Below are 15352 nucleotides of genomic sequence, written 5' to 3' on the forward strand. Positions count from 1 at the left end.
CGGTTATTTTTGTTTACTGAAAATTGGATAAGTAGTTAATTTAGGTACAAATTCGAACTTTAGTTCATAAATATCCGCAAAGGGATAACTTTCGACTAACACATAATTTTCAAATCCTTGGGTTTTACTGACAGATCTCCATACCGAATCGTTATTGTCGTGCGACCGCATAATTATCCACCTTGCCCAATGATCGGGAGTTGTGGTTGCCGATTCCCAATAAGCCCCGGTTCCTTCGTGGATAAACTTTTTCATAGGCAAATTGGATGAGAATATTATTGCGTCATGGCTGGCTGCCGAAATTAAAACAAAGCCTTCTTTGGATCCGGCATTTTCTTTCAACCACCCCGACACCTCGGTTACGTTTTTCTGACTTGAACCGACCCTGGCGTCGTCAATTGTTACTGCATCTTGATTTACAAAGGCAAAAAATGTTACAAAAGCAAATAATCCGATTATCATCCAACGCAAATCTTTGAACTTGTCCACCAAAAATCCGGAAAAAATAGCAATCGAGGGTAAAAGCATTATTCCGTAACGGACATTGAACCAAGTATTTCCCGAAATTCCTTGGATAAAAAGTACGGAGTGGCCAAGGTATAGAGCTAAAATATTAAATACTAACGGTGCCAAGAGTGCAGCAATTGCTATTTTTACCTCGTACTTGATTTTGGATGTCCAAATCGCAATTAATCCTACAACTCCCATTAAAACCTGATATGCGTAGGAATTGTAAACCATAGCATAAAGATAAAGTTTGATAGACAACAAAATATTGTGTTTGGTTGCCAATTCTCCCGCCGCGTTGAGTTGGTCTTGCTGAGCTTTCGCAGAAAATTCCCCAAGTGCAAAGTAGAGTGGATCTCCAAAAATCATCAAATTCCACAATAACCATAATAGAATTCCTAAACTTCCAAGTGTTAGGAAAAGAAGTATTTTCCCTTCGGTTTCTTTGTAACCATGTTTTCGAATGACTGTAAAAAATATTATTAATGTTGCTGTAAAAAGAAGAAACCATCCATCGTAGCGTGTGATTGTCGAGAGCATAATAAAAAATGCAGCCTTAATTAGATTCAAAATTTCATCTTTTTTCGCCCAAAGCATGAGGTAATATGCACCTAAAGTCATTGTTGCCAGAAGCAATAGTTCCGTCATGGCTGTTGATTGTAGATAGAGAATGTTTACATTAGCTACAAAAACCACAACTCCAAAGAACCTTCCAATGAGACCAACCTTTAATTGTTCAAGGAATTTGTAAATAATTACCCCCATAGCAATAAATGAGATCATGGAGACAAGTGCGCCCGAAAGACCCGAATGCCAAAAAAAGTCATTCCAAATTGTCGGGATCATGAGGACATGGGGGAGAGGAAGCCATACTGAACCCAACTGAGCTATTCCCGGTTTCAAACCTTCAACTACACGTCGACCGATATCCAAGTGACTTCTGGCATCATTGTAGGCAAGACCGATGCCGTTTTGGTAGTAGTGAACGAAAAAGTAGGTAGAGATTGCGGTCAGTAAAAATATAATTATTACCACAGCATGTTTCTCCAACCACACGTGGATGTTGGCTAAGGTTCTTTTCTGCAGACTAAAACTAATTACAAATTCTGGAATTTTCATAAATTTTCCTTTTTATTTTCAAAATATGTAGCGGTGTAAAAAAGACTTATCAGAAGTAATATGGTGAAAGTATACAACGCAGTGTAATTAATGCTATTCATATATTTGTTAGCATATGCGTTATAAAAAATTGAACTATTTAGTTTGTCCTCAGTCATTAATTGCCAGTTATATAAATACGTATGGGGAATCGGGTTGGGTAAATTAACAGCTTCAACTTTTGGGGGTACCTGGGAAGTTGTCGTTGCACCCATTACATTAATACCAACGCTATATGTTGTAAGAATTATAAACAAAGGAATAAACCATGCTTTTTTTGTGTACTTTTGTATGGCCAAACCGATGGTAATAGATAACACAGCAGTCGCTGGGATTAGATATCTTGGTCCAAATGCCCAACTGCCCGTAGGATCACCAAACATTGTGTAAATCAACAAATTTGTCATAGTCACAGCAATTAATAATTTTGATTTGCCGCGCAACTGTTTATTTTTGTAAGCGAAAGCTAGCCCGGCTATTCCAAGTATGATGATAGGACTATAAACAAATATGCTTCTTTGGTCACTTATTATAAATATGTAAAAACCTTCAAGTTGCCCTCTTGTTTTGAAGGGTAGACTTAAACCTTTCTTTTCAACTTCTGAAGAAACCTCAACTTGTAACTTGTTTGTAAAATCATTACTTCGTCCGAGAAATTGGGCCAGTGTAGTGTAAGATTGTGCAGTCTCATAATTGTACCACCCAAATATTCCAACTAACGGAATTATTCCAATTAATAAGCCAATAAAATTTAATTTTAAACTAAGCTTAAGTTTACTTCCGGTATTATGGACATTAAACTGTTTGGCGAGAATATAAAAAACCAGAGGGAACATGATTATTCCATTAGGTATATCCATTAGAAGTCCTATTCCATATGATATACCAAAAATAATGTTGTTTAATAAAGTTCTGGGTTTCATGGTATATAAAATCCCAACCAATATTAGAGAAGTACTTGCGTGATGTTGCGTAAATGTGAATGCATAAGATAATGCGTTAGTCGCAAACAAAAAAAGTAATCCACACAATATTGACATGTACAAACCTGAACCCAATTTTCTGGATATATTGGCTATTAAGAATAAATTTACCACTGCAAATAGAATTGTTGAAAAATATGTTGAAATCTGAGGAATTCCAAATTGTTTGCCCAATAAATAAAATGGTACTCCCACGAAAGAAACGCCAGGTGTGAAGATTGAGAAGTACTTGCCTTTATAATTGGTAACGTCAGGTGAGGCAAATCCTGCTCTTTCTGTATTTAGCATAAAGGTACTGTCTTCCACAATCGCTTCAGTTAATGCAAATCTAGAAGTGCTACCAGATGATTCAAAGGGAGTACCCACAGCCGTACTTTTACTTTTTGTATCTTGATATAATAATAAATTATCTTCTCTTTTACCTTTAACGTTTATTGTTAACAAAAATACTATTACTATAATAAATAGTAAATATGATGAATATTTGATGATATTTTTTAGCATAATTATCTAGTTTTTTGTTGATTTTAAAGATTCCCACATTGGATTAAAGTTAAGTGCATATATCTGGCTTTTATATTTCACAATAAAACCTAATATCAAAAGGTAGGTTCCAAGGAATGGGTGTTTAACAAATTCTATAAATTTATAGACCCAAATTGTTTTAATTTGTTTGTATTCTCTGGAAACAATGTCACCAAACGAATCTTTTAATATGTGCTGATTGGAATTATTTCTGATTTGCCATTTTAAATAGTCTTTGTTGGTTGATGGATTCATGTAATAAACTTTAGCATACCTAACATGCTTATAAGTATATTTAGAAGTGATTGTGGCGAAGTATAAATAAGAATCCACGTTACCCATTTTAGTGCTAACGGAAAGTGGAATATTTTTAATAAAATCATTTGAAAACGCCATTACTTTTCCATCGCAGGTAAATTTGTTGTTCTTGTTTTTAAGTGAGTTCCTCATTTTATAAAAAGCACAAAAACTTGAATTAGCTGCTTTCTGCACAAAATTTGTTGGTGGTAGAGGAATTGGATTACCTGTTACAAAACCGACTTTCTGGTTTTTAAAAGGTGACAATAGGGAGTTTAAGAATTTATTATCTCTAATGAAAATATCGTCATTTAGTACAACCAATATATTAGAAGTATTTATTTTGAATAAATGTTTGATTACACCAGCGAAACCCAACCGATTTGTACCGACCTGATATTTAACAATACTATGAGATTTGGCATAAGTAGCTGCAATAGAATTTGATTTATCAGTAGAACAATCCGAGTATACAAGTATTTCTTTGAAAGAAAACTCGGTGACTTTTTGAGACAATAGTGCCTCGAGAAGTAATGATAAGTTTCTCTCTGAGTTATATACAGCGATTGCCACAGTCACACTCAATTTATTTTTGTTTTTCATTTATTTAAAATCAAATTTTTCGAACTGGTTGATATTTTCCATTTAGATTTACTTTCATCGCCAACAAGGGATAACACTCTTGAATATAACAACAAAAATAGGTACAACGTCGTTAATCTGAAATCTTGTTTCGTGTTGCGTAGTAACACTCTAAATTGTAGTTTTGGAGGAATTTTGTAACTTGATACAACCAGTTCTTTACCGAAGAAAAATTCTAAATGTTTTTTTGTACTATGAAACCTCACGCTTTGCCTTAAATGATCATTTAAATTATTTGGTAATTTGTAAATTACTTTTGCCGTTGGTTCGTATTGGAATTGGTATCCTTTAGAAATACAACTTAAATATGAAAATGCATCTTCGCCGGCCACGCTCTGCCATTTCATGCTTTTGGCAAATTTCTTTGAAAAAGCTCTTATCCGTCCATGGCAGTTATATATATTATTACCGGAATTCAAAGCCATATAAATTTCATTTTTCATATGAGAACTGTAATTTAGTACATTTTCAAAAAGAGTCGTTTGTTTGATAGCTTCCACTTTTCCGCCAACCAAACCCACCTTTGGGTTTTTAATGAAAGGCTTAAGAATGTTTTCAAGAACACCACTGGTTTTAGGTAAGATATCTGCGTCGAATATTACTAAATAATCAGAAACCAACTTTTTGACTATTATATTTTGACTTAACGATTTACCTAAACGTTTTCTGTTCCTTAGTAGTTCAATTCTTTTGTCTTTTATTGCTTTAACTATTTCTTCTGTCTTGTCTGTGCTTTCGTCGGAAACCACAATTATTTTCTCCAAAATGAAGTTTTCCTGCTTTTGTTTTAACAATGCTGAAAGTAGCCTTCCGATATTTGCCTCTTCATTGTATGCAGGTATGCCTATTGTTACTGTTGGTTTATTTTTCATTTTTGTTTTACTTGGTCTCAGATGGCGAACCATTTTTTATCAATCGGTAGCTTTGTGCTTTGTACCATTTCCCATTTTTTGTTAGTTGCACCTTTGTCTTTTCTCGGATTAATTCTGACATAAATATTGAGAAGAATTGCCAAGGTCGTCAGGATTGGACTATGCAACATTATTTTAGATATTGCTCGGATTTTAAACAGTAGTGGAACTTGATATACATCAATTATGTCGTGTCCGAAATGTTCGACAATTGTTTTTTTATCTTGATAAATTGATCTACTAGCTTGAAGTCTGAAGTCATAAATACTTTGGGTTGATCTATATAATATTTCAGCATCTTTACAGTATGCAAATTTTCCGTAATGCTGTGCCATTAAATAGAGGTAATTCTGATCGGTTGTTAGGGTTGAGGGATAATGAATATGTTTAGCAAGTATTTTTGACAAAGCAGTTGCCGAACCTTGTAAATTATGAATATGATCTCCGTCGTTAACACCTATTCTTACTTCTTCCCAAATACGGTTTGAAGTATATAAAATTTTTCCTGTAAAAGTGTCGGGCATGATAGGTATTTGATGTGCAGCAACTAAAACAACACTTTTATTGTTCCTGAATTTACGCACCATGTTTTCAATCACTTTGTTATTTGACAAAACTATATCGGCGTCGAATGTGAATAAGTAATCACTTGTATTCAAAGAATAAATTTGATTTAAGCGCTTCATTTTCCCCAAACGGTTTGGGCTGTTAATGACTTTAATCAATTTTGTCTTTGTGCGAAAATTAGCGGCAATTTTCACCGTTTGGTCACTACACCCATCACAAACAACATAAATGGTTTTTATAAGAAAATTTCCTTTTTGCCCCAAGACGGATTCGAGTAAATTGGAAATGTTTTTCTCCTCGTTGTGTGCAGGTATTCCGATCGTAATTGTTGGTTTATTTTTCATTATTATATTTTCTTGGTTGATGAATCTACTTTCCACAGAGGATTAAGTATTTTTTTACGGTTTAATTTACTAACCCTGGTGTATACAAACAAAAATAAGTAAAGACCTGAATATATTGGATGACTAATAAACATGGATGCAAAGGCGGCAAGATAAATCAATAGTGGGACTTGATATTCCGTAGTTAGATCTCCAAAGTATTTTTCCAATTCATCTTTGGAATACTGGAATCTGCTGGACTGACGCATGTGTTCATTGACGACCATTGGACTTTTGTTGTAAACGATTGAATTTTTGGCAAACTTGAATTTTCCTCCCACACGTTTGTTTTCAAAGTATAAATATGCATCGAGATTAGTAATGCCGTCGACGATTTTCATTTTCTTTAAAGTGCTTACCTTAAAAGCCATACATCTTCCACTGGCAACAAGATAATTGTCGGAATCGTTCCACATCTTACCGGCTTTGTAAACACCATTTACTCCAATTTCGATAATTTTTTCTAAGGTTGTTTGTGCGGGGAAGGGGACAATTCTGCTTGATACCTCGGTCACACTTTTATCTTCCATAACTTTACTAATTTCAGCCAGTGCATGTTTATCAAACAACAAGTCATCTTGGGTAAACACCAAAATGCCTGACTTGGTCATGGTAACTATTTGTTTAAGTTTTGCCGACAAGCTCCTTGATTTTTTATATTCATGTACTTCTATACCTAAGGCTTTTAATTTCTTTAGATGGCTATCTTTAATTGGGAGCGTATCTGCAATTACAATAAATCTGAATTTGTCCACATTAATTGATTTCACTATGCTTTCAGCGGTTTTGACGAGATTTACCGCTCCATGTCTGGTTGATATTGCGACTGTTATGCTTTGATTTTTCATACGATTACTCATTAAATATATTTTGCTGTTCCCTCCAAAGTTTCAGAGCTAGATTTTCATTGGGAAACGCAACATCGGCAAATGTCACCACTTCGTCTTTGGAAATATCTTTGTTTAAGACTGCATTTTCCGCTAGACCCATCGGAAGCAAATTCTCGCGCCTTGCGATTTTACTATTCTCACAAACTCCGTAAAGTGAATATCCTCCGATGCCGTCTAGTTTCTCACCCTTGACCAAATCTTTTTTGGCAATGGACACGACCTCGACAAATGGACCTGCGATTGGAGTGACAACAGCATCATGTAATATTGCGGCTCGTGCGATTGTACTAGGAACTTCAAGGTGGCAAAGATGATAAGGAGTGTAAAAACAATAAAGTGGACCTTTGCCCATTTTGTAATAATCAAGAAGTGCTTGCTGACTCTGATCGTCTTGATAACCCAAAACAAAGACACCGGATGCAGGAGATGCACCGATCACATAATCTACGATTCCATTTCCCTGTAGTAATTCTTTTTCGTCATACAAATCAATCACCTTTGAAACGTGTTCATTTTCACTTATATTAAATCCGTGCATTCCGCGCTTTGCAACTCGCATTCCCGTTGCGTTGGCAACGACTGCTTGTTCGAAAGAAATTTTAGTTCCGTCGGCAAACGAGGTTACCATTCTCACGTTCTGATTCCATTTTTTCGCAAACCCTTCCTGTGTTGTCGGATTTCTGTAAGGATCATGAAGGCCTTTGATATTTCCGCAAAGAACCGGACGAAGCCCGAGTCCTTTGACATAACGATATAAATTCATAATTACTCCTGGCTGATCACCGTCGGAATTGGTGATAATTACACCACTCCTGTCGGCATATACTTTCAGAATCGGTCCAAGCGTAGCATCTAATTCTGCGTTCATTAAAACGACATGTTTTTTGTTGTCAATTGCCGACAAGACGACTTTGGCGGCATAGTCAATCGTTCCCGTTGCTTCGACAATTACATCAATACACTCTCCTTGGGTTAATAAAAGGGGATTGTCGGTGAAACTTACTTTACCTAATTTGCATTCACTCTCCAATTCACTAACCGAAGTGACCTTGGAAATTTTTTCCACACCGATTTCTTTCAGAACATTCTCAGCTTTTTCGGGAGTTTTATTGGATATTGCTACCAGTCGGATTCCCTTACTATATTTAACTATTTGAAGAGCAATTCCTTTCGCCATAGTTCCGGCACCGATTATTCCAACCCGAATAGGGGTATTTTCCTTGTCTAAATTGGCTAGCAGTGTATCGACGATTATCATGATTAGATTTTAAAATCCGGAAAATTTTTATCGGTTTCACTGATTACGTTTATTTCGATGGGCCAAGCGATGTTTAGTGCCGGGTCGTTATAGCGAATACCATGAGCAAATTCCGGTTTATAAAATTGAGAAACCATGTACATAACCTCAGTATTGTTTTCCAGGGTTAGAAATCCATGTGCAAATCCTTGTGGTATATACAGCATTGTGTAATTTCTCGCAGATAACTTGCTGGTGAAGTGATGTAAATACGTAGGCGAGTCGGGGCGGATATCGACAATTACATCAAATACGGAACCTCTGGTTACACGGAAAAGCCTATCTTCCTCGTACGGAGCAGTCTGAAAATGCAGACCGCGTAATGTACCTTTTTTGCTACTCATTGAAATATTTGCTTGAACAAAATTTGTATTTAGATTGTTTTCTTTGAATTCATCAAGGCAAAAAACCCGCGCAAAAAACCCGCGCTCGTCTTCTTTTTTGTCAAGCTCGATTGTGTACGAACCTTTAAGTTTGGTTTCCTTGAAAATCATTTTATAAATGTTGATATTTTTCAATTTGGTCGATCGTTTTTTGTCGAACATCGCCTTTTACTTGGAACTCTTTATACCACTCGACAATCCAATTTAGCGTTTCGTCTAATGAAAGTTTCGGATACCACCCTAAACTGCGTTTAGCTTTGGTGTTATCAAGACTAAGGAGTTTGTCTTCATGGGGGTGTTTACCGTCATCGGTTTTCCAGGAAGCTCCATCGCCCCAAAGATTAACCATAAAATCGGCAATGTAAGACACGGGTTTTACTTGCTCGGTATTTGGTCCGAAATTCCATGCTTGGGCATAATCTTCTCCTTTGGTGTAGAGTTTTTCGGCAAGATACAAGTATCCTCTCAACGGTTCTAGTACATGTTGCCAAGGTCTTGTTGAATTCGGGTTTCTGATAAATACACTTTCCTTTTTCGTAAAACTACGAATCATGTCGGGGATTAGTCTGTCTTTTGCCCAATCACCGCCGCCGATAACATTACCTGCTCGGGCACTTGCAAGATAAACATTACTATTTTTATTTAGAAACGAATTTCTGTAAGAAGTAATTACTAATTCCGCACATGCTTTACTGGCGGAGTATGGGTCATTGCCACCTAAATTATCAGTTTCGCGGTAACCCCAGACCCAAGATTTATTTTCATAACATTTATCGCTTGTTATGCTTACAACCGACCGAACAGAATTGGTATTTCTTGCTGCATCTAAAACTGTTGCTGTTCCAATAACATTTGTTGTATAGGTAAGGAGGGGATCGTCATAAGAAAGTCTGACTATAGGTTGACCCGCTAAGTGGATTACGATTTCCGGTTTTTCTTTTTTAAATACCCTGCTTACATGGTTTGAATCTCTGACATCGCCAATAATCGAATTCATATCTTTTGCTAGATGTGTGAGTTCAAAGATGCTTGGTTTGGTAGGTGGGGTGAGTGCGTAGCCAACGACTTGTGCACCCATGTGATTAAGCCACATCGAAAGCCAGCCTCCTTTAAAGCCGGTATGACCGGTCACGAGAACTTTTTTATTTTTCCAAAATTTTGTATTTACTTTGTCCATATTTTCCAGGGTGCATTACCTTCTTTCCACAATTCCTCCAAAACCATTTTGTCTCTTAAAGTATCCATATTTTGCCAGTAACCGGTGTGTTTGAAGGCGTGAAGTTTACCCAAGTTAGCCAAAACATTTAGCGGACCTTCCTCGAAATCTTTTTCATCGCTAGCTAGATAATTAAAGATTTGTGGATCCAAAACCATAAAACCTCCGTTAATCCAAACGCTATTATCTGTCGGTTTTTCTTTAAATGTTTTAATCTTTGTTTCATCGGCTTTAAGTTTGAAAGCTCCGAAACGACCGGGGGATTTGACAGCGGTAAGGGTAGCGGTTGCATTAGTATCTTTGTGAAATGTAAGTAAGTTAGAAATATTTACATCAGACACCCCATCGCCGTAAGTTAAGCAAAAAGTCTCCCTGCCTACATAATCTTTTATTTGACGAATTCTTGAATTTTTCGTACTGTTTATGCCTGTGTCAACCAAAGTAACTTTCCATTTTTCTACGCCGTTTCTGTGAACCTTAAATGAGTTTTTCGCTAGATCAAAGGTAACGTCAACATTTTTCAGATGATAATTGGTAAAGTATTCCTTAATTATTTCACCTTTGAAGCCACAGCAAATAATAAAATCATTAATGCCATAGTGAGAATATAGTTTCATGATATGCCACAAGATAGGTTTACCGCCTATTTCCACCATGGGTTTTGGACGGATAGTGGTTTCTTCGCTTAGTCTTGTACCGTATCCACCTGCTAATATTACTGTTTTCATAATCTGTGTATTATACTATTATAGGATATATATTTCAATTGAAATCCTAAATTAAAATAAAATAAGGTTTGCTTATTTCGTGTTTAATAAATTAAACTTTCTCGATAATGCAACCGCTTTTTTAGGATCGATAATCGTAAAAATATTATCTAAAAATTGTTTTGCGCTTTTGTCCCAACTAAAGTTTTTCGACCAGACGATTGCATTTTTTGAAAGAGTTTTACGGACATCGTCTAAATTAATTAAGCTTTCCATTGTTTTTGCCCACATTTCAATATCACCCACGGGAACGAGAATGCCGGTTTCATTGTCCTGAACAGAGTCAATTAGCCCGCTAATTTTTGATGCAATAACAGGTGTTCCGGCTTGGTTAGCTTCGATTATTGTGATACCCCAACCTTCAAAAGATGATGGTTGAAGTGAAACCCAACTTTCTGCCAGAAGCTTGTGTTTTTCTTCCTCGCTGACGTAACCCGTGAAAGTGACAGCTCCATGTAATCCATATTTATGGCTAAGGTTTTTTAAACTCTCAATACTTTCACCGAAACCGGCAATTGTTAATTTCGCGTTTCTATTTCTTTCAAGAATTTTGGCAAAAGCATGAATAACCGTATCTACGTTTTTGTATGGTTGTAATCGTCCCAGGTAAAGAAAAGAGGGATATGCCGTTTTCTTATAACCGTTTTTGTGATGTTTGTTTATGCCGGGATTAACGATATTCACATCGCTTTTTTCGGCCCAATTCATTTCGGCTATGGCATCCCGGGATGACTGGGATACTGTGATAATTTTTGAATCACGATAGACTAAAGGCATGAGGCGTGATTCGATCAACATGGCGATGCGAGACAAGGGGAACGGCAGATGTTTTCTGAAAACATCCTGGTGGACATGATGAATGAGTAAGATTTTAGGAATTCTCGAATAAAGCGGCGTAAAAAATGGAATACCATTTTCACAATCTACGATGCAGTCATATGTTTTTCTAAATCGAAAGATATAATAAACGGCTGCCCAGAAATACACTGTGTAGAAACCGCCTCTGCGGATTACAGATACTCCGTCCACTTTTTCGAATCCCTTATTTTTCCTGTCATTACCGCAAAAAATGGTTACCGAGTGACCATCCTTAACCCACCGTTTCGCCATTTCGTGAACATAGACTTCTGCGCCACCACCCCAGACATGTTTACTGTCTCGCCAGTTATAAATTAAAATGTTTAGTTTTTCTTTTGGTGCGGATGTCTTTGGCAGTTTTTGGAATAGTCGTCCAAAATCTACAAAGTTGTAAATAAGTGAGACAAGTTTGCTGTAGAAATAATGAACTAATATTATTGCCGAAAGTTGGATCACGGATAAACCTGTGATTACCGATACGATGTGAGTGATACTATCGTGCCGTAGAGTGATTCCAATAACTTGTGCAATGGCAAAAGAAAATGTAATTACGGGAAATAGGTAATGATTTTTTATTTGGTGATAAGTTGTAATGGTGGCGGATAACACAAACGCAACCATCGCAAAACCATAGAGTGGTAATAAATCGATAATGCTTAAGGCTTTGTCACCAAACAGGTAGGGAATTGTTATCGGAGCACCTACGCCAAATATTACATAGCCGACGGTTGAAATTGAGGCGATAAGCAAAAACAACAATCCAAATGCCTTACCGGAATCTTTACTTTCACCTTCGTTTTTACTAATCACAGGGATTAGAAATTGCGAAACTAGACCTGTCAGAAAATAAATCATCTTTCCGGATAGCGAAAGTAAGGCATATCGACCCGCCTCGAGAGGAGTCAAGAAATGTTTAGCCAAGATTATGTCTAGGGTCATGAAGGAAACAGACGCAAAACCTGTAAGCAGGGAAGTGGCAAAAAAGCCGGTCGGAAAAGTTAGATCCGTTTTTTGTAATTTATCTTTGTCGATGCCTTTGGTTAAATATACAAAAAGCGATGTTGCTATAAACGCAAGTATTAAAGATATTGGTATCGCGGTATATATTAGTTCGGGACGATTTAGTGAAACAAATAGATATGTGATAAATAGTTTGGAACTTGCTTCAAGTACAACAGCCAAAGCAATTTGAATAAACTTGAAATTTCCCATTAAAAATCCACCCGCAACAGAACCGGGAAGAAATACTAACCAGATAGGTGTGAACAAAATAAAAGGCAGACTACTGTCAATTTGAAAATATCTAGCCAGAAATGGTATGGTCGCTACCCAGATAACGGTTACAGCAAGAGATGCGATGAAACTTTTCCCAATAACCACTCTGACGAATTCTTTAACCGGTGATTTCAATTTACCCAAAAGAAAAGCACTTTTGTGATTTACGGTTCGACCGACGGCAGCGGAGATTACTGTAACCAAGGAAAATATACTACTCATTAAACTGACGGTTCCGAATTCTTCAAGGCTAACTTCGCGTCCCAAAAATGCGTTATAAATAAAGTTGGAAAAATTCGCAACGACAGACGATGCGATTAAAATTCCGCCACCAAACAGCGCGGGATGTAGTAGAACTCTGGGTTTTTTTTCACTAATCAGGTTAGGCGTTGCAGCCATTTCCATTGTGACGTCGGCAAGGTGTGTTGCAACTACAGGTTTACTAAGATGATGACCGTGCTGGGTTTTTTCCCAGTAGTGCGGTTTTGTAAATAGCTGTTTGAAAGCAACTGCTGCAGCCGCCGATGTCATTAGCCAGTAAACAGGGACTAAAAATACATATTTAATTACCGACCAATTGCCACGTTTGGCTAGTCCTATCATATAATTGTAGAAATACACAAAGTTGCCGAAAACCAAAAGTGTGACTGCGGGATAGAAAACTACGGGAGGGTAAAGTGCTTCTATGGTAACACCCACGTATGGATAAAGTGCGAAATAAGAAATAGTAAGAAGCCAAAGTAGGGGATTTATTAAAATGAAGACCATTCTCATGCCGATAATCAAATGAAAAACCAAAGCGTGAATGCCGTTTGTTTTTATAAAACCAATTGGATCACGCGTGTGGACGAGGTATGTTTGCAAATAACCTTTTATCCAGCGCGACCGTTGCTTGATCCAGCCTTTTACTTTGCTGTTTGCTTCTTCAAGTGTTGTTGAGTCGATAATGGCGGTTTTGTAACCATGTTTGAACAGCCTGGTTCCCAGATCACAATCTTCGGTTACATTAAATGCGTCCCAACCATGTAGTTTTTTCAGGACCTCTGTTCTGAAATGATTACTTGTTCCACCAAGTGGTATTGTTGAATCAATGCTTTGAAGTCCGGGTAAAATCAGATCAAACCATAAAGAATATTCTGCCGTAAAAAGTCTTGTCAAGATATTTTGATGCGGATTAAAGTAATTTAGTTTTGATTGTAAACACGCTACTTTTTCTCCTGAGTGTTGGAAAGCCAAATAGGATTTTTTCAGTTGATCGGTGTCGGGTTTATCTTCTGCATCGTAAACGACAACATATTTACCTTTCGCATGTGCTAACCCCCAGTTGCAGGCTTTTGGTTTAGTTTTCGGTTGGGAATGCGGAACGACCAATACTCTGAAAAAATGAGGTAAGTTCAAAGCCTGTGCAGCAGCTTGGGTTTCAGTGTCATCCTCTTCGAGTAACAAAAGTACATCAAGTTTGTTTTTCGGCCAATCCAAATCATTTATTGCTTTGACAAACCAGGGGAGTACACGAGCTTCTTTGTAAAGCGGACAAAGCACAGAATAGACGGGTAGATCGTCGTCTCTAAGTGAGTCTAATTCCTCTTTGTTAAAATTTAATTCGGGTGGAAAATGTAGACTTTTTAAAAGCACATATAAGTTAAACAGTAGATCCAAAAAGTAAATAAAAGTTAGAAATCCCGTTAGTACTATCGCTGTCGTTAGGGCATTAAAATATAATCCAATTCCGACAACAATTAATCCCGTAAAAAAGACTATTTTCTGCCAAGGGTAGAATGTACGAAAAGCAGATTTGTCGTGCGGAAGATGAGTATGGGTTATAAAGCGTTTTCCGCGATAAGCTACACCTGATCCCAGCGGTAACTTTTCATCTTCACCTTTAATTTCGTAGATTTTGCGTTTCTTAATTTTTAGACCCAATGCATGACGTGCAATTTCAAAAGAAGCATGTATAAATTTTATATTCGATTGGCCGTTAATTCTTTCGGAAAAATCGATATTGATACTTCCTATTGAGTAGCCCAGTTCACGTCCTGCGTGAAGGAGCGGCATATCAATCGACCATTGACCCACCTCTTCAGCTTTTAAATGTAAAATTATTTCCTTTTTGAAGATCTTCAAACCTGACTGTGTGTCGACTTTGAATCCATGCAAAATTCTTTCAAAAATTAGAATATTTGCTTTAGAACCGAATTTTCGAAGAAACGAAGTTTTGTGATTTTTTCTATTGGCAACAGCAATTCCATGTTTACGTGCGACCTCAAAAAGTTCGGGAAGTGCCTCCGGTGGGTATTGCAGATCACCATCGATCATTGCCACATATTCGGTTATGGCGATTTGAGCTCCTTCGAGGATACTAATAGCTTTGCCTTTTTTACCCTTTTTGTTGTGCAGGATAACGGGAAATGAATTTGTAAGTTTATTAATTTCCCTAACCGTATGATCGGTTGAGTGGTCGTCGACAAAAATAATTCTATAGTCAATTTGGGCATTAACCATAGCAAGATGAATCCGTTGGGTTAAAGGTGCGATATTATCACCCTCGTTAATAACGGGAACGATAATATCCAGTTTGTGTATTGGTTGTTTATTCATTGCAGGCTTTGTGTATACGAAATAATTTATAAACGTTTCAAAATCGCAATCTTTTTCCAATAACGATTTTTGTAAACGAGTGTGCATTATAACCA

Annotated in this window: 11 protein-coding genes; all 11 read right to left on the minus strand. The window is 36.9% G+C overall.

All coding sequences use genetic code 11. The features are described from left to right. Positions 1-3: 3 nt before the first annotated feature. Complete coding sequence (locus IPM62_02655; GenBank protein ID QQS39488.1) at positions 4-1626, minus strand: hypothetical protein; 1623 nt, start codon at positions 1624-1626, stop codon at positions 4-6. Beyond that, positions 1623-3152, minus strand: coding sequence for a hypothetical protein (locus IPM62_02660; GenBank protein ID QQS39489.1), 1530 nt, complete (start codon positions 3150-3152; stop codon positions 1623-1625). The genes IPM62_02655 and IPM62_02660 overlap by 4 nt, the downstream gene beginning before the upstream one ends. A gap of 6 nt (positions 3153-3158) precedes the next feature. Continuing rightward, entirely contained in the window at positions 3159-4073 is a 915-nt protein-coding gene (locus IPM62_02665; protein ID QQS39490.1) for a glycosyltransferase family 2 protein, read from the minus strand. Next, a complete protein-coding gene (locus IPM62_02670) occupies positions 4070-4984 on the minus strand; it encodes a glycosyltransferase family 2 protein (GenBank protein QQS39491.1) in 915 nt (304 codons plus the stop codon). Before IPM62_02670 ends, IPM62_02665 begins: the two co-directional genes overlap by 4 nt. Positions 4985-5001: 17 nt before the next feature. Then, positions 5002-5934 carry a glycosyltransferase family 2 protein gene (locus tag IPM62_02675; protein QQS39492.1) on the minus strand — a complete coding sequence of 311 codons (933 nt, stop codon included), beginning with the start codon at positions 5932-5934 and terminating at the stop codon, positions 5002-5004. 2 nt (positions 5935-5936) lie between these two features. Beyond that, entirely contained in the window at positions 5937-6821 is an 885-nt protein-coding gene (locus tag IPM62_02680) for a hypothetical protein (GenBank protein ID QQS39493.1), read from the minus strand. A 4-nt stretch (positions 6822-6825) separates the two neighbouring features. Then, positions 6826-8121 (minus strand): NAD(P)-binding domain-containing protein, encoded by a 1296-nt coding sequence (locus IPM62_02685; GenBank protein ID QQS39494.1) that lies wholly within the window; start codon positions 8119-8121, stop codon positions 6826-6828. Positions 8122-8123: 2 nt separating this feature from the next. Further along, positions 8124-8654 (minus strand): dTDP-4-dehydrorhamnose 3,5-epimerase, encoded by a 531-nt coding sequence (gene rfbC / locus IPM62_02690; GenBank protein ID QQS39584.1) that lies wholly within the window; start codon positions 8652-8654, stop codon positions 8124-8126. Between the two features lies 1 nt (position 8655). After that, the gene (gene rfbG, locus IPM62_02695; protein QQS39495.1) at positions 8656-9720 is read right to left on the minus strand and encodes a CDP-glucose 4,6-dehydratase; all 1065 of its coding nucleotides are present in this window, start codon (positions 9718-9720) and stop codon (positions 8656-8658) included. Then, positions 9708-10487, minus strand: a complete 780-nt coding sequence (gene rfbF / locus IPM62_02700) for a glucose-1-phosphate cytidylyltransferase (protein ID QQS39496.1) — start codon at positions 10485-10487, stop codon at positions 9708-9710. Before rfbF ends, rfbG begins: the two co-directional genes overlap by 13 nt. Positions 10488-10559: 72 nt before the next feature. Further along, a complete protein-coding gene (locus tag IPM62_02705; protein ID QQS39497.1) occupies positions 10560-15344 on the minus strand; it encodes a glycosyltransferase in 4785 nt (1594 codons plus the stop codon). Positions 15345-15352: the final 8 nt, after the last annotated feature.

The organism is Candidatus Woesebacteria bacterium, from assembly GCA_016700095.1.
Lineage (GTDB): Bacteria > Patescibacteriota > Microgenomatia > UBA8517 > UBA8517.

Coding starts and splice junctions, on each gene's coding strand:
- rfbF (QQS39496.1), bottom strand. CDS start 10,487: ATGAAAACAGTAATATTAGCAGGTGGATACGGTACAAGACTAAGCGAA.
- IPM62_02685 (QQS39494.1), bottom strand. CDS start 8,121: ATGATAATCGTCGATACACTGCTAGCCAATTTAGACAAGGAAAATACC.
- rfbG (QQS39495.1), bottom strand. CDS start 9,720: ATGGACAAAGTAAATACAAAATTTTGGAAAAATAAAAAAGTTCTCGTG.
- IPM62_02655 (QQS39488.1), bottom strand. CDS start 1,626: ATGAAAATTCCAGAATTTGTAATTAGTTTTAGTCTGCAGAAAAGAACC.
- IPM62_02665 (QQS39490.1), bottom strand. CDS start 4,073: ATGAAAAACAAAAATAAATTGAGTGTGACTGTGGCAATCGCTGTATAT.
- IPM62_02670 (QQS39491.1), bottom strand. CDS start 4,984: ATGAAAAATAAACCAACAGTAACAATAGGCATACCTGCATACAATGAA.
- IPM62_02705 (QQS39497.1), bottom strand. CDS start 15,344: ATGCACACTCGTTTACAAAAATCGTTATTGGAAAAAGATTGCGATTTT.
- IPM62_02660 (QQS39489.1), bottom strand. CDS start 3,152: ATGCTAAAAAATATCATCAAATATTCATCATATTTACTATTTATTATA.
- rfbC (QQS39584.1), bottom strand. CDS start 8,654: ATGATTTTCAAGGAAACCAAACTTAAAGGTTCGTACACAATCGAGCTT.
- IPM62_02680 (QQS39493.1), bottom strand. CDS start 6,821: ATGAAAAATCAAAGCATAACAGTCGCAATATCAACCAGACATGGAGCG.
- IPM62_02675 (QQS39492.1), bottom strand. CDS start 5,934: ATGAAAAATAAACCAACAATTACGATCGGAATACCTGCACACAACGAG.